This window comes from Verrucosispora sp. WMMD703, assembly GCF_049178935.1.
In the GTDB taxonomy this organism is placed as follows: domain Bacteria; phylum Actinomycetota; class Actinomycetes; order Mycobacteriales; family Micromonosporaceae; genus Micromonospora; species Micromonospora sediminimaris.
The window spans coordinates 4874043-4899110 of record NZ_JBMHMM010000004.1 but is presented as its reverse complement, the minus strand read 5'-3'; the positions used below and the strand labels follow the sequence as shown (position 1 = coordinate 4899110).

23 protein-coding genes are annotated in these 25068 nt (G+C 72.3%); 14 read left to right on the top strand and 9 right to left on the bottom strand.

The features are described from left to right. Positions 1-128: 128 nt before the first annotated feature. From ACN26Z_RS22710 to ACN26Z_RS22695, 4 genes are all read left to right on the top strand, one after another. Complete coding sequence (locus tag ACN26Z_RS22710) at positions 129-2666, top strand: FtsK/SpoIIIE domain-containing protein (RefSeq protein ID WP_421463379.1); 2538 nt, start codon at positions 129-131, stop codon at positions 2664-2666. 3 nt (positions 2667-2669) lie between these two features. Then, on the top strand, positions 2670-3734 hold the full coding sequence (locus ACN26Z_RS22705) for a hypothetical protein (RefSeq protein ID WP_421463378.1): 1065 nt from the start codon (positions 2670-2672) through the stop codon (positions 3732-3734). Positions 3735-3959: 225 nt separating this feature from the next. After that, positions 3960-4223 carry a DUF6244 family protein gene (locus tag ACN26Z_RS22700; protein WP_093401516.1) on the top strand — a complete coding sequence of 88 codons (264 nt, stop codon included), beginning with the start codon at positions 3960-3962 and terminating at the stop codon, positions 4221-4223. Positions 4224-4248: 25 nt separating this feature from the next. Further along, positions 4249-4686 (top strand): hypothetical protein, encoded by a 438-nt coding sequence (locus ACN26Z_RS22695; protein ID WP_421463377.1) that lies wholly within the window; start codon positions 4249-4251, stop codon positions 4684-4686. A 13-nt stretch (positions 4687-4699) separates the two neighbouring features. Here ACN26Z_RS22695 and ACN26Z_RS22690 read toward each other — a convergent pair whose 3' ends face one another. The 5 genes from ACN26Z_RS22690 to ACN26Z_RS22670 all read right to left on the bottom strand — a co-directional run bounded on the left by ACN26Z_RS22690 (position 4700) and on the right by ACN26Z_RS22670 (position 8667). Beyond that, entirely contained in the window at positions 4700-5800 is a 1101-nt protein-coding gene (locus ACN26Z_RS22690) for a J domain-containing protein (protein ID WP_421463376.1), read from the bottom strand. 172 nt (positions 5801-5972) lie between these two features. Further along, on the bottom strand, positions 5973-6470 hold the full coding sequence (locus tag ACN26Z_RS22685; protein WP_282237462.1) for an RloB family protein: 498 nt from the start codon (positions 6468-6470) through the stop codon (positions 5973-5975). A gap of 85 nt (positions 6471-6555) precedes the next feature. Further along, complete coding sequence (locus ACN26Z_RS22680) at positions 6556-7869, bottom strand: AAA family ATPase (RefSeq protein WP_421463375.1); 1314 nt, start codon at positions 7867-7869, stop codon at positions 6556-6558. 178 nt (positions 7870-8047) lie between these two features. Continuing rightward, a complete protein-coding gene (locus ACN26Z_RS22675; RefSeq protein ID WP_421463374.1) occupies positions 8048-8302 on the bottom strand; it encodes a flavin reductase in 255 nt (84 codons plus the stop codon). Beyond that, the gene (locus ACN26Z_RS22670) at positions 8299-8667 is read right to left on the bottom strand and encodes a hypothetical protein (protein ID WP_421463373.1); all 369 of its coding nucleotides are present in this window, start codon (positions 8665-8667) and stop codon (positions 8299-8301) included. The genes ACN26Z_RS22675 and ACN26Z_RS22670 overlap by 4 nt, the downstream gene beginning before the upstream one ends. 234 nt (positions 8668-8901) lie before the next feature. Between ACN26Z_RS22670 and ACN26Z_RS22665 the strand changes: the two genes are divergently transcribed. Together ACN26Z_RS22665 and ACN26Z_RS22660 are read left to right on the top strand one after the other, a co-directional pair. Next, entirely contained in the window at positions 8902-9711 is an 810-nt protein-coding gene (locus ACN26Z_RS22665) for a helix-turn-helix domain-containing protein (RefSeq protein WP_421463372.1), read from the top strand. Continuing rightward, entirely contained in the window at positions 9699-9893 is a 195-nt protein-coding gene (locus tag ACN26Z_RS22660) for a DUF397 domain-containing protein (RefSeq protein ID WP_421463371.1), read from the top strand. The genes ACN26Z_RS22665 and ACN26Z_RS22660 overlap by 13 nt, the downstream gene beginning before the upstream one ends. A gap of 316 nt (positions 9894-10209) precedes the next feature. On the opposite strand, the gene ACN26Z_RS22655 is transcribed toward ACN26Z_RS22660, so the two are convergent. Continuing rightward, positions 10210-11559: a pentapeptide repeat-containing protein gene (locus tag ACN26Z_RS22655; protein ID WP_421463370.1), complete on the bottom strand. Its 1350-nt coding sequence runs from the start codon at positions 11557-11559 to the stop codon at positions 10210-10212. Between the two features lie 326 nt (positions 11560-11885). On the opposite strand from ACN26Z_RS22655, the gene ACN26Z_RS22650 reads away from it, so the two are divergent. Together ACN26Z_RS22650 and ACN26Z_RS22645 are read left to right on the top strand one after the other, a co-directional pair. After that, positions 11886-12695: a TerC family protein gene (locus ACN26Z_RS22650; RefSeq protein WP_421463369.1), complete on the top strand. Its 810-nt coding sequence runs from the start codon at positions 11886-11888 to the stop codon at positions 12693-12695. A gap of 227 nt (positions 12696-12922) precedes the next feature. Then, positions 12923-13969: a lipase family alpha/beta hydrolase gene (locus ACN26Z_RS22645; RefSeq protein ID WP_421463368.1), complete on the top strand. Its 1047-nt coding sequence runs from the start codon at positions 12923-12925 to the stop codon at positions 13967-13969. 239 nt (positions 13970-14208) lie between these two features. On the opposite strand, the gene ACN26Z_RS22640 is transcribed toward ACN26Z_RS22645, so the two are convergent. Further along, entirely contained in the window at positions 14209-15084 is an 876-nt protein-coding gene (locus ACN26Z_RS22640) for an aldo/keto reductase (protein ID WP_421463367.1), read from the bottom strand. Between the two features lie 122 nt (positions 15085-15206). Here ACN26Z_RS22640 and ACN26Z_RS22635 point away from each other — a divergent pair, with 122 nt between their 5' ends. Continuing rightward, positions 15207-19343, top strand: a complete 4137-nt coding sequence (locus ACN26Z_RS22635) for a CHAT domain-containing protein (protein WP_421463366.1) — start codon at positions 15207-15209, stop codon at positions 19341-19343. Between the two features lie 108 nt (positions 19344-19451). On the opposite strand, the gene ACN26Z_RS22630 is transcribed toward ACN26Z_RS22635, so the two are convergent. After that, positions 19452-19913 (bottom strand): hypothetical protein, encoded by a 462-nt coding sequence (locus tag ACN26Z_RS22630; protein WP_421463365.1) that lies wholly within the window; start codon positions 19911-19913, stop codon positions 19452-19454. Continuing rightward, the gene (locus tag ACN26Z_RS22625) at positions 19910-20230 is read right to left on the bottom strand and encodes a hypothetical protein (RefSeq protein WP_421463364.1); all 321 of its coding nucleotides are present in this window, start codon (positions 20228-20230) and stop codon (positions 19910-19912) included. The genes ACN26Z_RS22630 and ACN26Z_RS22625 overlap by 4 nt, the downstream gene beginning before the upstream one ends. Positions 20231-20454: 224 nt before the next feature. On the opposite strand from ACN26Z_RS22625, the gene ACN26Z_RS22620 reads away from it, so the two are divergent. The 5 genes from ACN26Z_RS22620 to ACN26Z_RS22600 all read left to right on the top strand — a co-directional run bounded on the left by ACN26Z_RS22620 (position 20455) and on the right by ACN26Z_RS22600 (position 25048). Further along, positions 20455-20820 carry a YciI family protein gene (locus tag ACN26Z_RS22620; RefSeq protein ID WP_093401503.1) on the top strand — a complete coding sequence of 122 codons (366 nt, stop codon included), beginning with the start codon at positions 20455-20457 and terminating at the stop codon, positions 20818-20820. Between the two features lie 244 nt (positions 20821-21064). Beyond that, positions 21065-22513, top strand: coding sequence for a pyruvate kinase (pyk, locus tag ACN26Z_RS22615; RefSeq protein ID WP_093401502.1), 1449 nt, complete (start codon positions 21065-21067; stop codon positions 22511-22513). Beyond that, a complete protein-coding gene (locus ACN26Z_RS22610; protein WP_164448335.1) occupies positions 22510-23391 on the top strand; it encodes an acyl-CoA thioesterase in 882 nt (293 codons plus the stop codon). Before pyk ends, ACN26Z_RS22610 begins: the two co-directional genes overlap by 4 nt. A gap of 112 nt (positions 23392-23503) precedes the next feature. Continuing rightward, entirely contained in the window at positions 23504-23965 is a 462-nt protein-coding gene (locus tag ACN26Z_RS22605) for an RrF2 family transcriptional regulator (protein ID WP_093401500.1), read from the top strand. A gap of 135 nt (positions 23966-24100) precedes the next feature. Then, positions 24101-25048: a sulfite exporter TauE/SafE family protein gene (locus ACN26Z_RS22600; protein ID WP_282237471.1), complete on the top strand. Its 948-nt coding sequence runs from the start codon at positions 24101-24103 to the stop codon at positions 25046-25048. Positions 25049-25068: the final 20 nt, after the last annotated feature.

Here is a 25068-nt window from a genome sequence, read left to right as displayed (position 1 = left end):
CGGCCGCAGCGCGTCAGCACCCGGCCGAGGCGGCGGTCCGACACGTCCGGTTCGGACACGTGCCGGTGTCGCCGCCGTCCGTTAGGGTTTCTGCGACCAGGCGGCGCTCGGCGGCGAAGGGCAGGGGTGTGGGCAGGCTCGCGTCGGCGTACGAGCAGGCGGTCGCCGCTCACCGGGCGGCCCGCGCCCACCTCGAATCCGCCCGCACCGCGCTGAGCGCCACCCCACCATCGGCCACAGTGGTCGACACCGACCTGCTGGCCCGGCTGGCCCGGGTCGGTGCCGCGCTGGCCACCCCGACGCCGGGCACCCCACTGGCCCGCCGACCCGTCCCGGTACGTGTCGGGGAGGCGGTCACCGCCGGCGGCGGCTTCCCGGTGCTGCTGCCCCTGGGCGCCGGGCACCACCTGGCGATCGACGGCGACGCCCGCCAGCCGACGGTCGCCGGCCTGCTCCGCGCCCTGGTGCTGCGGCTGTTGGCCACCGCCGCGCCCGGTGGTGTCCGGGTCGCCGCGCTGGACACCGCCGCCCTCGGCGCCACCTTCGGTCCGCTGCGACCGCTGCTCGACGCCGGAGTCGTCGACCCGCCGGCCACCACCGAGGCGGAGGTCACCACGCTGCTCGACGCCGCCGAACGGCACGCGCGGGCCGCGCGGCAGGCCGACCGACCGGACCAGGACCTGCTGGTGCTGGTCGCCGCCTCCATCCCCGCGCCCCGCGAGGCCGCCCGACTGGCCGCGCTCACCCACGCCGGCCCCGCCGCCGCCGTCTGCGTGCTGCTCGCCGGCTGGCCGCCGGCCGGGCCGGGCGAGTCCGCCCCACCGCTGGGCGCCACCACACTGCTCCGACTGACCGACGGGTACGCCCGGGTCGGCGACCCGCCCGGCACGCCGTTCAGCGCCGACGGCAGCGGACTGGCCGCGCCGGTGGTCCTCGACGGCGACCCCCCGCCGGCCTCCGTCGCCGCGCTCGCCACCCACCTGGGCGAGGCGGCCCGACGCGGCGAGGCGGTCGGCTTCGCCGACCTGCTGCCCGGGCAGCGGTGGGGGCTCTCCGGCCGGGCGGGCCTGCGCACCGTGGTGGGCCGCGCCGGACGCGACCCGTTCCCGATGGCCTTCGACGACGCCACCCCGCACTGGCTGGTCGGCGGGCGTACGGGCGCCGGCAAGACCGTCTTCCTGCTCGACGTCCTGTACGGCCTGGCGGTCCGCTACTCGCCCGCCGAGTTGCAGCTCTACCTCCTGGACTTCAAGGAGGGGGTCAGCTTCACCGAGTTCGTGCCCACCGAACGCGACCCTTCGTGGTTGCCGCACGCCCGCGCCGTCGGTATCGAGAGCGACCGGGAGTACGGCGTGGCGGTGCTGCGCGAGCTGCGCCGCGAACTGCACCGGCGGGCCACCGCACTCAAGCGGCACGGCGTCACAAAGCTCGCCGACCTGCCCGCCGACACCCCGGTGCCCCGGATCGTCGCGGTGATCGACGAGTTCCACGTGCTGCTCGCCGGCAACGATCCGCTGGCCCGCGAGTCGGCGGACCTGCTGGAGGAGTTGGCCCGTAAGGGCCGCTCGTACGGCGTACACCTGGTGCTGGCCAGCCAGAGCACCACCGGGATCGAGGCGCTCTACGGCCGCGCCGAGGCGGTCTTCGGGCAGTTCGCCCTGCGGGTGGCGCTGCCCGGCGGCGGAGGAGTCCTCGACCACCTCAACGACGCCGCAGCGACGCTGCCGGTCGGCTCGGCCGTGGTGAACACCGCCGCCGGCGCACCCGGCGCGAACACCGTGATCCGCTTCCCCGACGCGCACGCCGCAGCCGACGAGTTGACCCGGCTGCGTCACGAGCTGTGGCAGGCCCGCCCGGCGGGGGCCCGCCCACCGTCGGTGTTCCGCGGCTACGACACCGCCCGCGTCGAGGAGGACGCCACCTTCACCGGGTTGCGCCCCGGCGGCCGGCGTCCCCTGGCGTTGGTCGGCCGGACGGTCGACGTGGACGGCACCACCGCCCTGTTCATCATGGACACCGCCCCCGGCCGGCACCTGGCCGTGGTCGGCACCTCGTCCGCCGGGGCCGAGGTGCTGCGGGCAGCCACCCTGAGCCTGGCCCGACAGCATGCCCCCGGCGAGGCGGTGTTCGTGCTTGCTCCGCTGGTCGCCGCCGCCGACCCGGCGGCCGACGACACGGCCGCCACGTTGGCCGCCGCCGGGCACCGGGTCCAGCGGCTCGACGCCGCTGCCCTACGCGACCGGATCAGCCCCCTCGCCGCCGACGGAAGCGGTGACCGGCCCGCGCGCAGCTATCTGGTGGTGTTCGGGATGGACGCCGCCGCCGGCCTGCTCGGCGAGAGCGACCCGACCACGTTCCGCTCCGGCCACGATGACCTGCGGGTGCTGCTGCGCCAGGGGCCCGGCCACGGGGTGCACCTGCTCGGTTGGTGGCGCGGCCTGCGCCGGCTCGCCGACGACCTCGGCGGTACGCAGAACCGCGACGACGTCGCCTGCCTGGTCGCGCTGAACGTGCCCGGCTCGGATCTCGGCCTGCACCTCGGCGTGCACGACCTCGCATACACCCCCCGCGCGGATCGGGCGCTGCTGGTGGACCGGCATGACCAGCGGGTCCGGTTGATCGTGCCGTTCGCCCGCGACGGTCACCCCTCCGACGGGCAGGAGTGAGGCGTGTCCACCTTCGACGAGTACGCGGCGCTGGCCCGTCACCTCGCCGTGCAGCAGCGCGCCGGGGAGCAGGGCGCCGCCGCCGAGGCCGAACGGCAGCGGGATCTCGGCGCCGCCGTGGAGTACCTCGACCGGCGGCTGACCGCGCAGGGGCAGCGCCTCGACCACCTCGGCCGCACCATTGGCATCGCACCGGGCGGCCCGAGCGGCACCGCACCGACCGGTGCCACGCCGGGGGCAGTCGTGCCCGGTGGTCCGCCTCCCGGTCCGCCCCCGCCCGGCGCGCCGATGTCCGGCCCGCCGGCCCCACCCGGCGCACCGGTGTCCGGCGCACCGGTGTCCGGCGCACCGGTGTCCGGCCCGGCCGGGCCGTCGCCGACCGGCGCACCTGTGTCGGGCGCACCGGCCCCGCCCGACCAGTCGTGGCGCGGGGCAGCGGTGTCGGGCCCGCCGGGTCGGCCGCCGGGTCCGCCCGGGTACCCGGGCGGCGGGTGGGGACCGGGGACGGGGTCGGACGGCGGCGCAGCCGCCGCCCCGGGGCGGCCGGATGTCGGGGCGTACTCCCCGGTTGGGGTGGGACAGACGGGCCCGGCGCTGCCGGTGGCCGTGAGCGCGACGGCGGCTGGGGTGCCGGCCCCGCGCGCCGGAGCGGTCGACCCGGCGACGGAGCTGGAGCTGGCTCGGCGGTGGGCCGACGAGGCCGACCGGCACGGGCAGCAGGCCGAACTGCTCGCCCAGCAACCGGCGCTGTTACCTGGCTGGTCGTCGCGGGCCCGAGCGGTCGCGGTCTACGCCGGTGCCGCCGGCATCGCGGCGCTGCTGTTGCTGGTCCTGACGTTCGGCTGGAGCCTCGGCGTGGTCGGGTTGGGCACCCTGCTCGCCTGGATGCTCGCCGGCCTGCCCGCCATGGCGCTGATCGGCGGCTGGCTGGTGCTCGGCCGCTGGGGGCGGCCGGCTGTCGGCGCCGCCACCCCGCCGCGCCATCCGGTCTTGGGTTTCCTGATCTGCTTCCTCGCGGTACCCCTCGCCTACTGCGGCTACCTGCTGCTCTTCCGCGTGCTGCGCTGACCCCGGAGCCGGTCCACCGAGTCGTCGGCACGGCGGCTGGCGGGACGAGGCGAAACGGGGGGTGGGTGCAGTTGTTGTCGCCATGACAGCGACAGATGTACCCACCCTTGGCGGTGTGGCGCGTTCGGGTGGTCGCGATGCGTGTGTGGATCTCGTACGCTCCTGTGTGGTCGCTGCTCGTGGGCAGGCGGCGACGCCGGGGTGGTGCGATCGTGGGGAGGGCGTGTGAGCGCAGCGGAGATGATCGCCAGGCTGGCGGCGGCGGCGCAGAAGCTGGACGAGGCGAAGGCGAAGACAGCGGCGGCGGCGCAGGACGCGGCCGAGGCCCGCCAACTCGTCGCCGGGGCCCTCCAGGGTGTCGCCGCCGGGCCACTGATCAACATGATCGACTCGTACCGGCAGGCGCTCACGCAGGCGGCGCAGGGGCACGAGCCCGCCCGGCAGCACGTCCAGGAGACGATCGCCAAGGTACGGGCGCTTGGCAACTGAGTCGGAAACCGATCGAGGCGGTGGGATGAGCAGCGGCGAGAGGCGGGACGGCGGGCTGCTTGACGGTTTCCACATCGGGCAGGTGCCGGCCGGTGTCGGCGACGAGGTGTCCGACTTCGCCACCGAGTGGGGCGACGTACGCTTCGCCAGCCGGGTCTGGGAGCGGCAGACGCCCGAGGGGCATCGCGTGGATCTGCGGGTCCACGTGCTGCGCGGGGACCGGCTGGTCGACGTGACCGCGCTACGGGACTTCCTCTGCGAGTATCACGAGCGCGACCCCGCCGAGTGGCACCTGAGCGAGTTCCCGCACGGTGACAGCGCCGGTCTGCACGACGGTGTCCAGGCGTTCTGGCTGGTCGAGCCCGGCGTCGCGGTAAACGTGCTGACGCTCCCGGAATTCAGCGATGCGCTGCTGCCGACCGCCCGGTCCATCCAGGCCGGTGACAGCGGGCCGCAGGAGTGACGAGGCTGGCCGCTCAGCGCAGCCACCGTACGCGTTTCTCGACGTTCCGGATCACCCTGCGCCACGCGATGCTCGCAGGCCCCGAATTCATGGCGTCGAGCCGACGCCGTGCGCCCCATCCGGCGAGTGGTCGGTCGGCGACCCGCATCAGATCGTCGAGCGTGTCGATCGCCGATCCGACGCGCAACACCTCCAACGCCTCGGTGATCCCGAACGCCTCCGCGATGTCCACCAGGAGATCGCGGTTGGTGATGAAGAGTCGGGGAACCCAGTCGGTCACCGGGCGCCTGATGCTGTAGAGAATCAACCCGAAGTCGTACGACCGATCGTCGTCGACGCTGATTCCGGCCTTGAGAATCGAGTTCATGAACTCGTCCCAACCGCCAACGGCGGCCAGCTCGTGGGAGCTGGTCTCGGTCAGGTACCGGTGCAGCGTCTCCTTGGCGCGGAACAGGAGCAGCTCGCCGTCGGCGCCGGGAAAGAAGACCACAGACTCCTGGTCTTCGGATCGAGCCAACAGCGTGTAACCCTCGGCGCCATCCGACAACGAGATGGTTATCGGTTCGATGGTCAGCGGTTCCGGTAGCTGCGCCGCCTGGTACCGGGGATGCGTCCACCGGGCGCGGGGATGCTGGTGCTCGCGTGCCTCCCGCTCGCGTATCCGCGCCAGCCGCTCGGCCTCCGCCCGCTCGCGCACCTCGCGCTCGCGGGCTTCCTGCGCGCGTGCCTCGCGTGCCGCCCGCTCCCGGGCCCGACGTTCGTCTGCCGCCCGCTCCCGGGCCTCCTGTTCACGCGCCTCGCGTTGCTGTGCTGCCCAGTCGCTGGCCCGCTGCCCACTGCCCGCCCGCTGGTGCGTCGCGCGTTGCTGTTCCTCGGCCTGGCGGGCCTGGCGCTCGCGGGTCTCGCGTTCCCGAACGTCGGTGAGCAGTTTGTACGCGTGGTTGATCTGCTGCATCTGCCGGGTGGCTTCGGCGCGCACGTTCTCCGGGCTCGACTGATGCTTGTCCGGGTGCCAGACCTGCACCAGGATCAGGTAGCGCTCACGAATCTGCGCCAGCGACGCATCCCGGCTGACGCCGAGAAGCACGTACGGATCCTGCTCGTTCCGAGACATCGATTCGCCGGATCCTCATGAGTGCTGACCGCGTCCGCCGGTGATGCTAACAGCACCCGTCGATACGGAGGATCAGGCCGCCGCCGCAAGAGTGGAGCGCTCCATCATGGACCAAAGCCAAAGATCACAGAGGCTGACGTCTGTGCAAACACCGGTTGATGAGGCGTCCAGATCAACGCTGTAGTGCGGCGACAAGCTCACCAACTGAGGTGGAGGGATTTCCAGCGGGTGGTGGATCGAGTCGCGCTGCCCGCCGGCATGCGTCGGGGACGCCGCTGCGGAAGCTGTCGAAGTCGAGCAGCGTCTTGTCCCAGTGGGGGAGGTGCTTACGGAGCAGGTCCCGGGCCTTCTTGGCGTTCTCGACATAGCCGGCGTGGTGACACAGATGGAGTAGCAGCCACACCTCGAAGCAGGGGTTGGACCAGGCAAGCCGTACCCCCGACCGCTGTGCCTCGGCTGAGGCTTCCTCGGGTGGGTAGTGGTCGACGTCGCACACGGCCCATGCCTCGTCGTAGTCGTTGTCCCGCTGCCGGCGGCCCGTGCCGCGTACCAGGTCGGTGGGGGAGCCGCGCTCCACTGCGACTGCCACTTTGGCGCTGATCCACGGTTCGCGCTTCAGCGCGTCGAAGTACGTCCGCTCGGTCGATTCACCGTTCGTGGTGATCAGCACGGTTCGCCGTTATTCCCGAGAAGCCGGCTGCCTGCGTAGGTCGGTTTCCCGCCGGCCGGTGTCGACCGTGCGGCCTGTCCGGTGTTCAACGCGTCGAGGCGTCATCCACGTCTCCACGGGTGGCGAGTGCCTGCTCGAACAAGTGGCTGGACAGGTCGGGGACCGCCCCGTAGTTGCCGTTGAGGTAGCGGCGTTGACGGTTCTCACCCTCTTTGCGGGGTTTGAAGTCGGTCAGCGGATAGAGCGAGGACGTTCCCTGGCCATCCTTTTCCACAAACCAGATCTCATCGCGGCGCAGGATCTCCTCAGCGTCGATGGTGCCGAGCAGCGCCGCGTCGTGGCTGGTAAAGATGAGTTGGCTGCCCAGGGGGTTGGCCTGCGGGCTGCGGAACAGGCTGATGAGCTTGGCGGTCAGGATCGGATGCAGGCTGGCGTCGATCTCATCGATCAACATCGTGGCGCCGGTGCGGAGCATCGCAGCGGCGTGCAGCCCCAGGGTGAGCAACTGCCGGGTGCCGCTGGACTGGTCGTGAAGATCGAGCAGCGCGGTGCCGTTGGGACCTTGGTGCGCGAACTGGATCCGGGGGAGGCGCATCGAGGCAACCGCTGTTCTCAGCCACTTACTGAGCGCATTCTGCGCGGGTTGCTCCTCGGGGTCTGCGTCAGTTCGGACCACGATGTCGACGATGCCCACGTCAGCGGCCTGCAACAGGTCGACGACGAGTTGGCGTACCTTCTCCGCGTCCGAACTGCCGGCACGCATCAGGGCGGAGAGCCCGGAGGCAGGATCGGTGCGCTGGCTCATCAGGTAGAACCATCGGTAGGTGTCGTGCAGCGGCTGCGGGTTTGCCGGATCCGGCTCCGGGCGGCTGTGGCCGAAACGGGCGACGGTGCTGAGGAAGAGCGCGGTCGGGGCGGTGATCTCGGCGATCTGCTCCAAGGGACGGCGGCCCGACTCTTCGCCCCAGGAGAATTCGCTTCCATCTCGTTCGAAGATGCGCCGCCTGCGACCCAGCGGATAGTGGTAGAGCCATTCGTCGAGCACCCGGTCGTCATCGATCGTGAACCCGTAAGTGTGCCGGACCCCGCCGAGCATGAGGTCCACGACGTACTGCGAGGGCTGCGTGGCGATGTCGGGATCCAGCCGGAATTGCTCCCGAGACAGTCCCACCCCGGGCTCGACCGCCCGGTCTGACTCCACGACCATCTGTCGCATGAAACCCAGGGCACTCAGACAGTTGGACTTGCCGGATGCGTTGGCTCCGAAAATGCCAACGACCTGGACCGCCTGCGGAGCTAGCTCGTCCGCCTCGGCGCCGTCGCCGTAGACGGGCATGAGGTTGAGCTGATGCTCGTCGCGAAATGAACGATGGTTGGCGAAGCGGAAACTTAGCAACATCGGCGGTGTGCCCCTACCCTGTAGGCGGTTACGAGCCCATCCTTGCGAGTAAACCACGGGAACGACACCCAAGCCCTTGAATGGGTCGCCCTGCTTCCGTGTCGGAGCTGACCGCATCATCCGCAGGACCCGCCCCCGGACGCGGCAGGGGATTACCGCGCTCCAGGGCGGGTGGCCTTCAGCGGGAGCGGGCCGGTATCCAGTCGGTGAAGCGTCGGTGCAGGTCCGGCAGGCGGGTGCCGGGATCCCGTTCGGCGAGTTGGGCGATGGCCTCTTCGCGTAACGTCACGAGGTAGATCATGAGTCCGGGGAGGTTGCCCCGGTACTCGGCGAGCAGACGCAGCTTCGCGGCAGCGCAGGGCCAGGCGATGCCGCAGGCCCGGCAGCGCCACGTCGGGCGGGACGGTGTGTGCTCACGGGCGGGCGTGCTCATCCGGCGGCCCTTGTCTGAGTACGCCGGGCCGGTGGGCTGTGTGGGTGCGGCGGCGCGGGGCGCATCCCGTCGGGGCGTACGTACAACTCGCGGCGGTCGGTCGCCTCGCCACGGGAATCGAGCTGATACACCTCGATCCACGCCCAACCGTCGTAGGTGCTCCGACCGGTCCGCTCGCGGATCACCCGTACCGTGATCGGCCTGACGAACTGCGGGGATGCGTCGCGGGTCAGCAGGTAGACGCCGGGTGTGACCCGGGGCGTACCGTCCTCGCGGGTGCCGCCCGGCGCGACGGCGGGGCGGGCGGCTCGGCGGGTCGGCCAGCGCGCTGTCGGAACGGCATTGGCGTGCCTCGTCGCGGACACGACACACCTCCTTGGTCGGTGGCGGGGATCGGGGGTCGCCGCGGATGCTCGCCCAGCGGCGACCCCCGGCACGTACGCGCCAACCGGTCCGGGGGATAGACCGTCCCCAGGTGCGCCGTGCTCCTTCCACCCTGGACGCACGCCCCCTACGCTCGGAACAGTCATTGCTCGATCGCGGAACGTGACGACCGGTTTCGAGGTGGCACGGAACGGCGTGGACCGTCATGGAAGGGCGTGGAAGTCGTGGGAATCTCGCCGTCGGAGTACCTGCTTCGCGAGCTGAGGCGACGTCGGGCGACCGCCGGGCTGACCCAGGCTCAGCTCGGCGAGCGGGTCTTCTGCTCGGACTCCCAGGTGAGCGCGATCGAGACCGGCACCAAGCCGCCGACGCTGCCGTACCTGACCGCCGTCGACAAGGCGCTTGACACGGGTGGCTACTTCGCGACGCTCTGGGACGAGCTGGTCAAGGGCGAGGCCGCGCCGGTCTGGCTGCGCGAGTGGATCCAGATCGAGCGGGAGGCGACGGCGCTGCGCTGGTATGAGCACTCCTTCGTGCCGGGGCTGCTCCAGACGGAGGCGTATGCCCGCGCGGTCTTCCGGGCGGCCGGGACGCCGCTTGCCGAGCTGGACCAGCGGGTCGCGGCGCGGCTGGAGCGGCAGGCCGTGCTCGCGCGTGACCCGGCCCCGCAGCTCTTCGTGGTGCTTGACGAGATGGTCCTGCGCCGGGCGTGCGGTGGCCCCGATGTGATGGGTGAGCAGGTCGAGCACCTGTTGAGCTGCGCCGAGCAGCCGCATATCCGGTTGCAGGTCGTGCCGCTCTCCGCTGGCATCTACTCAGGACTGGCCGGCACGTTCATCCTGGCCGACCTGCCCGACGGATCACGAGCCGCCTGCGTGGATCATCAGTTGGAGTCGCAAACCACCGGGCAGTCGGATTCGATTGCTCGTCTTGCACTGGCATGGGACGTGGTTCGGGACGAAGCCCTTCCATTGGGGCAGACCCTCGACGTACTCAAGGAGGCGGCGAAGACATGGACCACCTGACCGGCGCGCGGTGGCGAACGTCGTCCCGCTCGTCCACGAACGGCGGCGTCTGTGTGGAGGTCGCCGACAACCTGCCCGGTGTCGTCGGCGTGCGGGACTCGAAGGACCCCTCCGGCCCGGTGCTGACCTTTGCCCCGACCGCCTGGCAGGCGTTCCTCACTCGACTCGCCGACCGGCCCTGACCCGGCGAGCCGTCGGAACGATGGTCATCGACGGGCGCACCTGACTCGGCCGGATGCCACGGCGGTCGCGGGATGCGGCATGACGGCGTCACCGGGGCACGTGATGCCGCGACATGCCGCACGTCGCTTCCGTGCCGTCCCCGTAATCCTGCGGGGGCGGCGTGTCCGTTCCTGCTGGGGCTCGCGGGATGCGGCATGTCGGCCGTTCCGGAGCGCGTGATACCGCGACATGCCGCAATCCGTGCCGGCATCGGGTCGACAGCAGGTCGTGTCGGCGTCGGGCCGACACCGCAGGTCGTGGCGGCGTGGGCGGGGGCTACGGGTCGGTGAGCAGGAGCCAGTCGGTGTCCAGGGGTTCGACGTGCGTACCGTCGGGCCAGGTGTGGTGTGCCGACGTGGTCGCTCGGGCCTGATCGAACAGGGGTCGGTGGGCCGTGGTGACGCTCTCGAAGGTGACCGGGCCGTGGAAGCGGGCGCGGCCGAAGCTCGTCGCCCCGGCGAAGCGGGCGTCGGCGAACGAGGCTTCGCCCCCGAACTCGGTCCAGCGGAACAGGGCCAGGTCAGCGAAGTGGGCCCGTCGGAAGCTCGCGTCCCCGCCGAACGTGGTGTGTTCCAGGGACAGGCCGCCCTGGAACGCAGCCTCCCGGAAGCTGGCGCTGCCGCCGAAGGTGGTGTGGTCGAAGGTGACCGTCCGGCGGAACGTGGTGCCGCGCCAGGTCGTCTCGCCGATGGTGGCCCGCTGGCAGGACAGTTGGCCACCGATCTCGGCCCCGTCCGCGCTGAACCCACCGGTCACCCGGGCGTCGTCCAGAACGATTGTGGCGTCGCCGCCGACACCGTCGAGCAGCAGCGTGTCGAAGCTCGCCCCGAGGGCGAGCCGGCCGCGCAGCGTCGCGCCGGTGAAGCGGGTGACGCCGGTGCAGGTGGCACCGGTCAGGTCGGCGTCGTCGAGGGAACAGCCGGTGGCGTCGAAGTCGTCCAGCCGCGCACCGGTGAGGTCCAGGCGCATGCCGGGCCAGAAGACGTCACCGTCCGCGCGTAGGTGCCGGGTCAGCATCCGCTGCGCGCTGCGGCGTACCTCCGCCTCTCGCGCGTCGTCCGGCGACGGCATCCGCAGGTACGCGCAGAGCACCCCGACGATCGTCGTACGCTGCGCCGGGTGGTCCTGGGCGAGCCGTTCCAGGGCGTGCAGACCACCGAGGCGTACGGCCGCGTTGTCGTTGCCGAGTAGTTCGACGGCCCGGGTGTACAGCTCGGTCAGCCGGCGTTCGGCCGCGTCGTGCGCGGCGGCCTCGGCCTGGTGTTCCTGGTGTCGCTGCCCGGCCTCGGCGACCGCCTCGGCGTGCGCCTGAACCCGGTCACGGTGTGCCTGGTCGGCGGCGGCGACGACCTCCTGGTGCCGCTGCGCCCGCTCGCTGATCCACTGTCGCCGGGCGGCGAGCAGCAGCGCCAACCCGCCGCCGGTGCCGACGACCACCGTCAATCCGGTGCGGATGGCGTCGATGCGCAGCGTGGCCCGGGTGTCCGGCGCGGCGGCGCGGTCGGCCTCGCCGAGCAGCCAGTACAGCACCCACCAGCCGAGCAGGGCGGCCAGCAGCAGCCCGATGAGTACCAGCCACCACGGCATGACCCGCAGTCGTTCGTCGGGAGGTGAGGTGCCGGGCACGGCCACAGCATGCCATCGATTCGTCAGTGGCGTAGGGCCCCGGGCCCGCCCGTCCGAAGAGCTGTCGGCGCCGCCGCCGTGGCGCGCGACCGAGACCGACCGGGACCTGTCGGGACGTCTGTCGTGGGTTGCGGTATGTCGGGGCTCCCCGTCGCCGGGAAGGGCCGACATACCGCAAGTCGTGCGACCGGTCCCAGAAGTGGCCGGGGGTGCTGTGGGGCGGGCGGGGTTGCGAAGCGGTTGGCGGCCCGGTAGGTCATCATGATGCAGATCAGCCGATGGTCCGGGTGCCGACCCGGCGGCCGGTCGTGAGAGTCGAGGATGGCATGGAGTTCCTGACCAGTCCCGAGCTGTGGATCGCGTTCGCGACCCTGCTCCTGCTGGAGATCGTGCTGGGCATCGACAACGTCGTGTTCATCTCGATCCTGTCCGGGCGGTTGCCCGAGCACCAGCAGGCCCGGGCGCGGACGATCGGCATCTCGCTCGCCCTGATCACCCGACTGCTGTTGCTGGCGTCGTTGTCCTGGATCATCGGTCTGACCGCGCCGCTGTTCACCGTGCTCGGGCAGGAGATATCCGGGCGCGATCTGATCCTGCTACTCGGCGGAATATTCCTGGTGGGCAAGGCGACGTACGAGATCCACGAGCATCTGGAAGGATCCGACCACGGCCGCGAGGGCGGCAAAGTGGTCTCGTTCGGCGCGGTCATCGCGCAGATCCTGGTGCTGGACGTGGTCTTCTCGCTCGACTCGGTGATCACCGCGGTCGGCATGGTCGACGAACTCGCCATCATGGTCGCCGCCGTGATCATCGCGATGATCATCATGCTGGTCTCGGCCGGTGCGGTCAGCAGGTTCGTCAACCAGCACCCGACGGTCAAGATGCTGGCTCTGTCGTTCCTGCTGCTCATCGGGGCGAGCCTCATCGCGGAGAGTTTCGACCAGCACATCCCGAAGGGCTACGTGTACGGCCCGATCGCCTTCTCGATCTTCGTGGAGTTCCTCAACCTGCGGGTCCGGGCGCGGCAGCGTCGCCAGCAGGAGAGCCGGCCGGTGCAGCTGCACCCGACGTACGTGAAGCAGGGGCAGGCCCGTCCTGAGCCGGAGTCGGAGCCGGAGACGACGCCAGCCAGCTGACCCACGCCGAACTCGACGCCGCACGCACCCATCCGGTGCGTGCGGCGTTCGTCGTACGTGGACGGTTTGTCGGCTCCACTCGCGGAACGCCCGGTGGGGCATTCGCTACCCGCGCGTAACTTTTCATTGACGTTTCTGGATCGTGACCCGCATCATCAGTGCACGGTCGATCGGACATCCCACCGCCTCCACCCGGTAACCCCGGGATCCCCTTGGGAGGTGCAGCGATGCTGCTCCGAAAGGCTGTCCCCGTCCTGACGCTCACGGTCGCCGCCGTCCTCACGGCTCCCGCCGCCACCGCCGCTCCGCCCGATCCGGCAGCACCCACCGCCGCCGCAGCACCCACCGCCACCACCGCCGCTGCCGGCACCGTGACCGCCGGCACCACCGGGCCTGCTGGCACCACCATCACCGGCATCCCCACCACGAACGGTGCGACCGCAGCGGCCGGCGTGCTCGCTGCGCCCGGCACCGCCGCCGGGTCTGCCCGCGAGGTCGGGTCGGTTCGCGAGGTCGGGTCTGCCCGCGAGGCTGGAACTGCCGACACGGCCGGGTCTGCCGGCGTCGCGTCCACCGGTGCGGCTGCCGCCGACGCCGGCTTGCGGGCGCTGGCCGACGCCAATCCGGTCATCGTGGTAGGTGGGCTCAGCGGTATCGCCGCCGTCTACGAGCCACTCGCCGCCCGGCTGCGCGCCGACGGCTACCGGGTCTGGATCTACCAACTGCCCAACCTCGGACTTGGTGACATCACCGCGTCCGCCGCCGGGCTGCGCGGGTACGTCGGGCAGGTCCGCGCCGCCGCCGGAGGCGCCAAGGTCGACCTGGTCGCACACTCCGAAGGCGGCCTCGTCAGCCGCTACTACATCAAGAACCTCGGTGGCGGCGATTCCGTCGAGCGCTACGTCAGCCTGGGCACCCCGCAGTACGGCACATACGTGGCAAACATCGTGTCGTTCCTCGGTCTGGGCAGCTGCGCCGGCGTGGTGGCCTGCCAGCAGATGACCATCGGGTCGTCGTTCCTCACCGCCCTCAACGCGGGCGACGACACGCCGGCCCCGGTGCGTTGGACTGCGGTGCGGACCTGGCAGGACGAACTGGTCCGACCGGTCGACAACGCGAAGCTGGCGGACGGCGCGACAAACGTACTGATCCAGTCCCGGTGCCCGTTGCGCGTGGTCGGCCACCTCGGCCTGGTACTCGACGGCACCACCTACACCGTCATCCGGCAGGTTCTCCGCGACGCCGCGATCAAACCCAACTGCCTCGCCCTGTGACCCACCCGGCCCGGCGGCTTCACCGAGTCGCCGGGCCGCAGCCATCGATACCCCACCCAGACAACACCCCCGATGCCAGGCGGGCCGCGCAGGCAGCATTTTTCCCGAAGTTGTCGGGTCCAGGCGGGCGCAGGCAGCAGTTTCCCCGAAGTTGCAGGCGCACGACGCACGGCGCACGGCGCAGGGTATGGCGCGGGGGCGACGCGGCGTGGGCGGGGGGTGAAGTGTCGCGTGGGGGGTCAGGCGGTGGCGGCGGAGAGCCTTTCGTACTCGGCGTCGGTCAGCTTCACCTGGGCCGCGGCCAAGTTCTCCTCCAGGTGCGCCACCGACGACGTACCGGGGATCGGCAGCATGACCGGCGACCGGCGCAACAGCCAGGCGAGGGCCAGTTGCGCGGGCGTCGCATCGTGCTCGGCGGCGACGGCGTCCAGCGGGCCGCCCGGCCGGGCCAGGTCACCGGTCGCGATCGGGAACCACGGGATGAACGCGAGATCGTGCCGTTCGCAGTGGTCGAGCACGTCCTCCGCGTCGCGGTTGGCCAGGTTGTACAGGTTCTGCACGGACACGATCGGCACGATGCGGCGGGCCGCCTCGATCTGGTCGACGGTCACCTCGGAGAGCCCGATGTGCCGGATCTTGCCCTCCTCCCGCAACAGTGCCAGCTCACCGAGCTGGTCGGCCAGTGGCACCGCCGGATCGATGCGGTGCAGCTGATAGAGGCCGATGGTTTCCAGCCCCAGGTGGCGCAGGCTCAACTCGCACTGCTGACGCAGGTACTCCGGTCGGCCCACCGGCCGCCAGTCACCCGGGCCGCTGCGGGTCAGCCCGGCCTTCGTCGCGATGAGCAGGTCGTCGGCGTACGGGTGCAGCGCCTCGCGGATCAGCAGCTCGGAGACGAACGGACCGTACGAGTCGGCGGTGTCGATGAACGTCACCCCCAGCTCGTACGCGCGACGCAGCACCCGGACCGCCTCGGCCGGATCCTTCGGGTCGCCCCAGACCCCGGGGCCGGTGATCTGCATCGCGCCGTAGCCGAGCCGGTCGATGCGAAGATCGCCCCCGATGCGGTAGGTGCCGGACTCCTTGGCAGGCCGGGTGCCGGCTTCGAGTGCCATGGGGATCACCTTTCCGATCGTTGCCTGTCGGAGCCCCAAGTTACCCGGTCGGTTTTGGGACAGCGGCCGTTCACCGCAGCTGCTACCCCTGGGCGGACGGTGCCTGCGACGGGAGGGCTGGCATGTGGCAGCGATTCAGGTCCGACCCGGTGCGGCGGCTGCGGAAGCGGCTCGACGACTTCGGCACCACCATGGAGCCCAGGTGGGTGCTGGAGCCCGCAGCCCTCCAGGAGGCCCGACCGGTGTACGAACTGCTCGACGGGGTGGCCGGGCGCGATTCACTCGCCGAGCACGAGGCTGAGGCCCTGTTCCTGCTGGCCTGCCTGCACTGGTACCGGTACCAGAGCCTGCCGGCCGGGCAGAACGCTGCGGATCTCGTGCAGGCGGTCGGGTTGACCCAGATGCTGCTGTACCTGGCACCGCAGCGGGTACCGCCGTCGCTGCTGGCCCTGCTCCACGCCCACACGCCCACCAGCGCTGGTTCCGCCCAGACCGGTGGCCGGAGCCCGGCCGCCCGCCCCGCGTCCGCCCGGACCGGTGGCCGGATCCCGGCAGCCCGCTCAGCGCCCGGCCGGTCCGGCGGCGACGCGCCGGCCGAGCTGTTCCGCCAGGCGGTCGCGCTGATGGGCGGGGCCGAACGTTCCGGGGACTACCGGGTGGCCGGCCAGGCGCAGGCCCTGCTGGAACGGGCGCTGGCCGAAACACCGTCGGGCGTACCCGAGCGCCTGCACTACCTTTCCGCGCTCGGACGGGTGCACCGGGACCAGTACCTGCACCTGGGCCGGCAGCTGTCGCTTCCGGCGGCGATCGACGCGCACCGGGAGAGTCTGGAGTCGACTCCGGCCGGTGACCCGGAGCGCCCCACCCGGCTGTTCAACCTCGGCAACGTTCTCGGCGACCGGTTCGAGCAGGCAGGTGACGTGGCGGCGCTGGACGAGGCGATCCGCCTGCTCGGCGACGCGGCCCGGGCCGCGTCCGCCGACTCGCCGGTCTGGATGATCGCCCGCGTCAACCTCGGCGATCGGCTGCGCGAACGCTGGCAGCGACGCGGTGAGCCGGCCGACCTCGACCGGGCGGTCGACGCGCTGGCGCAGGCGGCGTCGGCCCGGGCCGATCCGCTGGTGGTCTTCACGTACGCGACGCTGGCCAGTAGGCGGTTCGTCGCCAGCGGCACCGACGGCGACCTGGACACGGCGATCGACGCCAACCGTGCCGCGCTGGCGGCCGGGCTCAGCGAGCAACGGGAAGGTCTGGCCCGGGCCACCCTGGCCGGGCTGGTCGGCGAGCGTCACCAGCGGCGACAGACCTCGGCCGACCTGGACGCGGCGATCGAGGCGTATCGGGCGGCGGCGGCCGGACCTCGACTCGACGGGCTCGACATTGGCGGGCTGTGGCAGGCCGAGGGCAAGCTGCGGGAGGCGCGCTATGCGCGGCACCGCCGGGCTGAGGATCTCCACGAGGCGGAGCGACTGCTGCGGGCGGCGGCCGACGGAACGAGCGACCCGGTGGAGCGGGCCCGACGGCTCGGCGACCTCGGTCACGCGCTGGGCCGCTGGTACGCCGACCTGGCCGGGTTGGCGACCCTGCGGGAGGCCCGCGACGTGCTCACCGAGGCCGAGCGACTGCTGCCGGCGGATCATCCGGATCGGCCCGACCTGCTCAACAACCTGGGCACCACGCTGCGGGAGCTGACCAACCTGGCGGGGGAACCCGACCTGCTGGAACCGGCCGTGGTGCGGCTGCGGGAGGCGGTCGCCGCCACCGCGAGTTCCGCGAAACTGCCGCTCCGCCTGTCGAATCTGGGTCTGGTCCTCCAGGAACTCTTCGGCCGCACCCAGGACCTGGGCATCCTCACCGAGGCGATCGACGTGCTGCGGCGGTCGGTGGCGGCTGCCCCACCCGGGCACCCGGACCGGATGCTCGGCCTGCTCAACCTGGGCTCGGCGTTGAACCGGCGCACCGAACTGGTCGTCAACGCCGCGCTGCCGGCCGATGGCCGCACCGCACCGGAGCAGGCCCGGGCCGCCGCGCTTACCGACGCCGAACAGGCGGTCGCGCTGCTGCGGGAGGCGGCGGAGCTGGCGCAGCGGGAGGCCGAGCCCGTCGACCGCGTACGGATCGCCCGCACGCTGGCCCTCAGCCACCTGCTGCGGCACCAACTCTCCGAGGACCCCGCCACGCTCGACGAGGCGGTCACGCTGCTGCGCCAGATCGAACAGGCGACACCCGCCTCGGCCCCGGAACGGCACCAGCTGCTGACCAACCTCGGTAACGCGTTGCTGATCAGGTTCCGGGCCGGCCGGGCCGGCCGCGACGCCCACGAGATGCTGACCGTGTACCGGGCGGCGGTCGCGGCTCTGCCCGTCGACCATCCAGAGCGGACGATGTGCCTGAACAACCTGGCCGCCGCCGTCGAGGAGATCGCACGCGCCACCCAGGACGCCTCGTCTCCGGCTGACGCCGCCGCCGCGCCGGACCCGGCCACCGGCGGCTCGGCCAGCACGACGCTGCCCGCAGACCCGACCGGCATCGTTCCGGCCGTCTCCGGCGACCTGCCGCCGGTCGACCTGTCCGAGGCGATCGACGTGCTGCGTGCGGCCGCGGCGATCGAGGCGGCGCCGTCGCTGTTGCGGGCCGGCGCCGCGCGGACGTACGCCGGTCTCGCCGCCGAAGCCGGCGACCTGCCGGCGGCGCTTGAGGGCTACACCACGGCGATCGAGCTGCTCGACCTGGTGGCCTGGCACGGCATGGACCTCGACGACCAGGGCCGGCTGCTCGGGCAGTTCCCGGGCCTGGCCGGCGACGCCGCGGCGGTGGCGATCGCGCTCGACCGGCCGGAGCGCGCGGTGGAGCTGCTGGAGTACGGCCGGGGGGTGCTGCTCACCCGGGCCCACGACGCCGGGGCGGACCTGGCCGCGCTACGCGAGCGGGAACCCCGGTTGGCCGAACGACTGGCCGACACACAGGCCGCCCTCGACCGTCTCGATCCCCGGCCCGGCCCGTCGTCGGTCGCCGGGCTGACGGCCCCGATGGTCGCCGGGACGAACGTCGACCAGGTGGGCTCGGAACGCCGGCACGAGCTGGCCCGCCAGCGACGCGAGGTGCTGGCGGAGATCAGGCGGCTGCCCGGCTTCGACGGTTTCCTGCGCCCACCCCCCTTCGCCGACCTTGCCCGGGCGGCCGGGAACGGCCCGGTGGTGCTGGTCAACGTCGCCGCCCGGCGCTGCGACGCGCTGCTGGTCGACGAGGGGCGGGTGACGGTGGTGCCGCTGCCCGAACTGACCCTCGGCGAACTGCACCTGCGGGCCGCGTACTTCCTGACCGGCCTGGCCGAGGTCACCGCGTCCGGTGGTGACCCGGGACCGGAGGCGCAGCGTCGCCGGGAGGCGTTCCGACGGCGGATCCCGGAGACCCTGGACTGGTTGTGGCGGGTGGTCGCCGCCCCGGTGCTCGACGCGCTGGGTTCACCCGCCGGGCCACCGGACCCCGGCGTCGTCCCGGCCCGCCTGTGGTGGTGCCCCACGGGAGCGCTCACCCTGCTGCCGCTGCACGCCGCCGCCCCGCTGGGTGGGGGGACCGGGGTCCTCGACCGCGTCGTCCCGTCGTACACGGCCTCGTTGCGGGCGCTCATCCGGGCCCGGCGGGGGCCGACGGGCAGGGACGTGCCGGTCAGCTCGGCCCTGGTGGTCGGGATGCCGCGGACGCCGGGGCTGGCGGACCTGCCCGGCGCGGCGGGAGAGGAGGCCGTGGTGCGCCGGTACGTGACCGACGTGAGGTCGCTGACCGGGCCGGCGGCCACCCCTTCGGCGGTGCTCGGCGCACTGCCGGGAACGTCGGTGGTCCACCTGTGCTGTCACGGCACGCAGGATCTCGCCGCACCGGCCCGGGGCCGGCTCGCGTTGGCCGGCGGCCCGTTGCACGTCCGGGATCTGTGGCGGCCGGCGGGCACCACTGCCGCGCTCGCGGTGCTGTCCGCCTGCGACACGGTACGCGGCGGCGCGGCCCTGCCCGACGAGGCGCTGACCCTGGGCACCGCGTTCCAGTTGGCGGGTTTCCGACACGTCATCGGCGCGCTCTGGGCCATCTCCGACACGTTGACCGTGCAGCTGTGCGAGGACCTGTACGCGGCGCTGGCGGTACCCGGCGGGCTCGACCCGGAGCGGGCCGCGTCCGCCCTGCACCACGCCGTCCGGCAGGTGCGTGCCGCCCTGCCCGACCTGCCGGAACTCTGGGCCGGCTACGTCCATATCGGTCCCTGACCGGGGAGCGTCCCGCCGGGCGCCGATCACCGGCGCGACCCGCAGCGGACCCGGCCCACGACGCACGGCCGTGCGCCGAGCCCCGGGCCGGTACGGGGGCGGCGCTGGTCAGGGTTGGCCGGGCGCGTACCAGGTGACTCCCACGGCGGCGACCAGCAACGCGGTGCAGAGCAGCACCAGCAGCACCCCGAGGCGCAGTGCCCGGGCCGCGACGAGGGCCTCCCGGTGTTCGCCGAGCGGAGCCGGAGGCATCTCGGCGACCGGTGTCACCGACAGTGGCCCGTGCGCGGCCCGCAGCAACGCCAGCGCTCCGGCGACCCCGGCGATGATCGCGGCCAGCAGCAGTACGCCGACCAGCGCGCCCCAGCCCGGGGCGAGAGTGCTGACGTCGGAGCGACCCCGGATCAGGCTGAAACCGACCAGCGCGACGAGCAGGCCGCCCAGCCCGTTGCGCCAGGCCAGCGCGGCCGCCCGGACCCGGTCCAGTTCACCGCGCAGCAACGCGGCCAGCTCCTGCGCCCGGCGCAGGTCGGTGAGCGTCGCCGCAGGACCCGGCCGCACTCGGATCACGACTCGACCTCCAGCGTCACCGTCCAGTACGCGCCGCAGCCAACCAGCCCGTCCGGGCGGGCCGGGTGGTCGGCGGCGCAGCTGCACAGCAGCGTCCGGTAGCCAGGATCGACGGATGTCAGCGGCGTCTCCCGCCGGTACACCTCGCCGACGATCGGGCAGGTGATCGGGTGCCGGCAGCGGGGGCAGTCGCCGCTGAGCAGCACCGCCGGACCGTACCGGCGCACCGAGAACGTCTCCGCGACCCGGCTGCCGTACCCCGCGTCGGTGACCTCCGCGTAGGGCAGCGGCTGCGCCGCCGGCTCACCATCCCGCACCGATGCACCCTCCCACCGTCACCCGCACGACATCGACCACACCGTAGCGACCGCCCGCCCGTCGGTCACCCGGCGCGCGGGGGGACCCGGCGACCGGGCACCGGGGGAGGGGGAGCCCCCGGGGAGGATCGGCGGAGCGCCCGTGCGGTCGGACCGTCCGTGGGAGGCTGGACGGTACCGCCGCCTGCACCGCCCGGCGTCGGGGGCCGTGCGAAAGGGAAGCCATGTCAGGGGAGCCGCAGGTCGACTTCGCGCTCGACACGTACGAGTGCATCGTGCTGTATCCCGGCGCCGCCGGACGGGCGTTGCCGGCCGAGACCGTCCAGCGGTTGCAGGCCGAGCATGCCCGGCACATGCAGGCGATGCAGGAGCGGGGGATCATCCTGGTCGCCGGTGCGGTGGACGGCCAGGCCCGGGAGCCGGACCCGCCGCTCGGCTTCGGGCTGGCCCGGACCGGATCGGTCGACGATGTCCGCAGCGTGATGGAAGCCGACCCGGCGGTGCAGGCCGGCCTCTACCGGGTGGACGTGATGACCTTCCTCTGCCCGGCGGGATCGATGGAGTTTCCGCTGGTCAAGACGGAGAGCTGAGCCAGCCCGACCGCACTCACGCCAGGTGGTCGAATGGTGGCGTACAGTTGCTGCCCCGGAGCGCCCCGACGCGCCCTGGCGCCGGGGGCGTACCATTCCGGCGCGCGGTCGCCGTTGCCCGCCATCGACGTCCGGAGCGGCCCACGCTCGCCGGCTGCGCGCGTGAGCCGCGCGCCGTTGGACAACTGTTCCACATTGCGCAAGGGGTCGGCCGGTGGTCCGACCCGGAGGAGAGACTAGCCTGATGGGCGTGACACGCCGCGCGAAGATCGTCTGCACTCTTGGCCCCGCCACCTCGTCGCCCGAGCGCATCCGTGGGCTCGTCGAAGCCGGCATGAACGTGGCGAGACTCAACTTCAGTCACGGCAGCCACGCCGACCACGAGTCGGTCTACCGCCTCGTCCGGGAGGCGGCTGAGGCGGCGGGCCAGCCGGTGGCGATCCTGGCCGACCTCCAGGGGCCCAAGATCCGACTCGGCCGGTTCGCCGACGGGCCGCACGAGTGGCGTACCGGTGACTCCGTGGTGATCACCGGCGACGACGTTGTGGGCAGCAAGGAGCGGGTCTCCTGCACGTACCGCAAGCTTCCCCAGGAGGTCAAGCCCGGTGACCGGCTGCTGATCGACGACGGCCGGGTCGCCGTCGAGGTCACCGACGTCACCGGCAACGACATCCGGGTGCTTGTCACCGAGGGTGGGCCGGTCAGCAACAACAAGGGCGTCTCGCTGCCCAACGTGGCGGTCAGCGTGCCCGCCCTGTCGGAGAAGGACGCCGCCGACCTGCGCTTCGCGCTCGGCCTCGGTGTCGACCTGGTCGCCCTGTCGTTCGTCCGCTCCGCCGACGACATCAAGCTGTGCCACGCGATCATGAGCGAGGTCGGCGTGCACCGCCCGGTGCTGGCCAAGGTCGAGAAGCCGGAGGCGGTCGATCACCTCGAAGCGATCGTGCTGGCCTTCGACGGGGTCATGGTGGCCCGCGGCGACCTCGGCGTGGAACTGCCGCTCGACGAGGTGCCGCTGGTGCAGAAGCGCGCGGTGCAGTTGTGCCGGGAGAACGCCAAGCCGGTGATCGTGGCCACCCAGATGCTCGACTCCATGATCGAGAATTCCCGGCCCACCCGTGCCGAGGCCTCCGACGTCGCCAACGCGGTGCTCGACGGCGCCGACGCCGTGATGCTCTCCGGTGAGACGAGCGTCGGCAAGTATCCGGTGCTCACCGTCAGCACCATGTCCAAGATCGTCAGTACCACCGAGGCCGGATCCATCCTGGTGCCCCGCCTCCAGCACGACCCGCGTACGCACGGCGGGGCGCTCACCGTGGCCGCCTCCTCGATCGCCCGGGCCATCGGCGCCAAGGCGCTCGTCGCGTTCTCGCAGACCGGTGACACCGTGCGTCGGCTCAGCCGGTTGCACTGCGACCTGCCGCTGCTGGCCTTCACCCCGGTGCCCGAGGTGCGCGCGCAGCTCGCCCTCTCCTGGGGGGTGGAGACCTTCCTGATGCCGTTCGTGCAGCACACCGACGACATGTTCCGTCAGGTCGACCAGGCGCTGCTCGGGCTGAACCGGGGCAACCCCGGCGACTACGTGGTGATCGTGGCGGGCAGCCCGCCCGGCAGCCCCGGCTCGACCAACACGCTGCGGGTACACCAGCTTGGCTCGCTTGTCGACGCCGCCACCGCGCGGGCGTTGCAGTGACCGACGGCTCGCTCGTCGGCCAGGCCGCCGTCGACCAGCTGTTGGAGGTCCTGGACCTCGCCCCGACCGGCACCATGTCGTTCCGCGGGATGAGCCCGCCGGTCGGTCCGCAGCGGGTGTACGGCGGCCAGGTCGCCGGCCAGGCCCTGGTCGCCGCCGGCCGCACCGTCGATGCGGAGCGGGTGGTCCACTCGCTGCACGGCTACTTCGTGCGTGCCGGCGACCCGGTCGAGCCGATCGAGTACGAGGTGGAGAACATCCGGGACGGCCGCTCGTTCTCGGTGCGCCGCTCGGTCGCGCTCCAGCACGGCAAGCCCATCTTCTTCATGTCCGCCTCGTTCCAGCGGCCGGAGGAGGGGCTGGACCACCACGCCCCGCTGCCGCCGGACGTGCCCGGGCCGGAGTCGGTCCCGACCATGACCGACCGGCTTTCCCGCTACCCGGAGCGGCTGGGCATCTGGGGGCAGATTCCCCGCCCGATCGACGTGCGCTACGTCGGCGAGCCGGGTTGGGTCCGGCCGGGCGACCGGCCGGCCGACCCGCACCAGCGGGTGTGGATGCGTATCGACGGCAAGCTGCCCGACGATCCGCTGTTGCACGCCTGCGCCCTGACGTACGCCTCCGACCTGACCCTGCTCGACTCGGTGCTCTCGGTGCACGGCGAGGTGTGGGGGCCGGGCGGCGTGGTGGGTGCGAGCCTCGACCACGCCCTGTGGTTCCACCGGCCGTTCCGGGCCGACGAGTGGTTCCTCTACGACTGCTGGAGCCCGTCGGCCTCCGGGGCGCGCGGGCTGGCCACCGGCCGCATGTTCACCGTGGCCGGCAGCCAGATCGCCAGCGCCGTGCAGGAGGGCCTGCTGCGCCGGGTCGGCGGCTGAGACACCGTTCGGCGTCCTCGGTCGGCGACCGACAGCGACCACGGTATGACGCGCCGGACCTTGGTCGGGCCGCCGGGCAACCTCCGGATACCCGACAGTTAACCTTTCCGACATGCGTCTCTCAGCCCGGGTGGACTACGCCCTTCGAGCGGTCGCCGAACTGGCCTCGGTGACCGGGGCTGGACGTGGTCGCCCGGTCACCGCCGACCAGATCGCGCGGGCCCAGCAGATCCCACCGAAGTTCCTGGAGAGCATCCTGCTGCAACTGCGCCGTGCCGGTGTGGTGCAGGCCCAACGCGGGCCCGAGGGCGGCTACTGGCTGGCCCGGCCGGCCGAGGAGATCTGCCTCGCCGACGTGATCCGGGTGATCGACGGGCCGTTGGCCCACGTTCGGGGCCAACGCCCCGAGCATCTCGGCTACCAGGGTGCGGCCCGGGCGTTGCAGGAGGTCTGGATCGCGTTGCGGGCCAGCGAGCGGCAGATCCTCGAACTGGTCACCGTCGCCGACGTGGCGCGGGGCACCCTGCCCGAGCCGGTCACCAAGCTGGTCGCCGACCCCGGCGCCTGGACCTGACCAACCGCGCCACCGTCGGACGGCGGCCACGCGTCGGCGTGTCGTCTCACTGACTGATCCCAGGGTTGACCGGAGACCGACCATGCCGCATTCTCGACCAAGCCGATAGGAGATATCGAATAGCCAGGAGGCGTCGTGCGCAAGCTGCTCGTCATCGCGTTGGTGGGGCTCGCCGCGCAACTGGTCGATGGTTCGCTCGGCATGGCGTACGGGCTGACCTCCTCGACGCTGTTGCTCCTGGCCGGCGTCGCACCGGCCGCCGCGTCCGCCTCGGTGCACCTGGCCGAGATCGGCACCACGCTCGCCGCAGGCACGGCGCACTGGCGGTTCGGCAATGTCGACTGGCGGGTGGTGCGCCGCATCGCGCTGCCCGGCGCGCTCGGCGCCTTCGCCGGCGCCACCTTCCTCAGCGCGCTCTCCACCGAGTCGGCCGCACCCTGGATGGCCGCGATCCTGTTCACGCTCGGCGCGTACCTGCTCATCCGGTTCTCCCGGCCGCTGCGCCGAAACCCGGCCGCCGGCCGGCTGCGCGGGCGTTTCCTCGGCCCGCTCGGCCTCGTCGCCGGCTTCGTCGACGCCACCGGCGGCGGTGGCTGGGGCCCGGTGGCCACCCCGGCCCTGCTGGTCAGCGGCCGGATGGAGCCCCGCAAGGTGATCGGCTCGGTGGACACCTCCGAGTTCGTCGTGGCCGCCGCCGCCAGCCTCGGCTTCCTGATCGGTCTGGGCACCGAGGGCTTCCTGCTGCCGATCGTGCTCGCGCTGCTCGCCGGTGGCCTGATCGCCGCACCGATCGCGGCCTGGCTGGTACGCATCGTGCCGGCCCAACTGCTCGGCGCGGCCGTTGGCGGCGTGATCGTGCTGACCAACGCCCGCGTCCTGATCCGCGCCGGTGACCTGGGTGGTCCCCTGCCGGTGCTCGTCTACCTGCTGCTGGCCGCGGGCTGGATCACGGCCCTGACGCTGGCGATCCGGGTGCTGCTGCGGACCCGCCGCGAGCGGGCCCTCGCCGCGACCCACGCCACCGACGTGGCGCCCCCCACCGCCGAGCCGGTCGGCGCATCCGCCCACCCCGATCCCCGTTGACCATGAGGTTTGTCGTTTCG

Excerpts from the sequence above, each read along its gene's own strand:
- ACN26Z_RS22695 (WP_421463377.1), top strand. The coding sequence starts at position 4,249 with ATGAGCAGCGGCGAGAGGCGGGACGGCGGGCTGCTTGACGGTTTCCAC.
- ACN26Z_RS22690 (WP_421463376.1), bottom strand. The coding sequence starts at position 5,800 with ATGTCTCGGAACGAGCAGGATCCGTACGTGCTTCTCGGCGTCAGCCGG.
- ACN26Z_RS22680 (WP_421463375.1), bottom strand. The coding sequence starts at position 7,869 with ATGTTGCTAAGTTTCCGCTTCGCCAACCATCGTTCATTTCGCGACGAG.
- ACN26Z_RS22675 (WP_421463374.1), bottom strand. The coding sequence starts at position 8,302 with ATGAGCACGCCCGCCCGTGAGCACACACCGTCCCGCCCGACGTGGCGC.
- ACN26Z_RS22660 (WP_421463371.1), top strand. The coding sequence starts at position 9,699 with ATGGACCACCTGACCGGCGCGCGGTGGCGAACGTCGTCCCGCTCGTCC.
- ACN26Z_RS22650 (WP_421463369.1), top strand. The coding sequence starts at position 11,886 with ATGGAGTTCCTGACCAGTCCCGAGCTGTGGATCGCGTTCGCGACCCTG.
- ACN26Z_RS22645 (WP_421463368.1), top strand. The coding sequence starts at position 12,923 with ATGCTGCTCCGAAAGGCTGTCCCCGTCCTGACGCTCACGGTCGCCGCC.
- ACN26Z_RS22640 (WP_421463367.1), bottom strand. The coding sequence starts at position 15,084 with ATGGCACTCGAAGCCGGCACCCGGCCTGCCAAGGAGTCCGGCACCTAC.
- ACN26Z_RS22635 (WP_421463366.1), top strand. The coding sequence starts at position 15,207 with ATGTGGCAGCGATTCAGGTCCGACCCGGTGCGGCGGCTGCGGAAGCGG.
- ACN26Z_RS22620 (WP_093401503.1), top strand. The coding sequence starts at position 20,455 with ATGTCAGGGGAGCCGCAGGTCGACTTCGCGCTCGACACGTACGAGTGC.
- pyk (WP_093401502.1), top strand. The coding sequence starts at position 21,065 with ATGGGCGTGACACGCCGCGCGAAGATCGTCTGCACTCTTGGCCCCGCC.
- ACN26Z_RS22605 (WP_093401500.1), top strand. The coding sequence starts at position 23,504 with ATGCGTCTCTCAGCCCGGGTGGACTACGCCCTTCGAGCGGTCGCCGAA.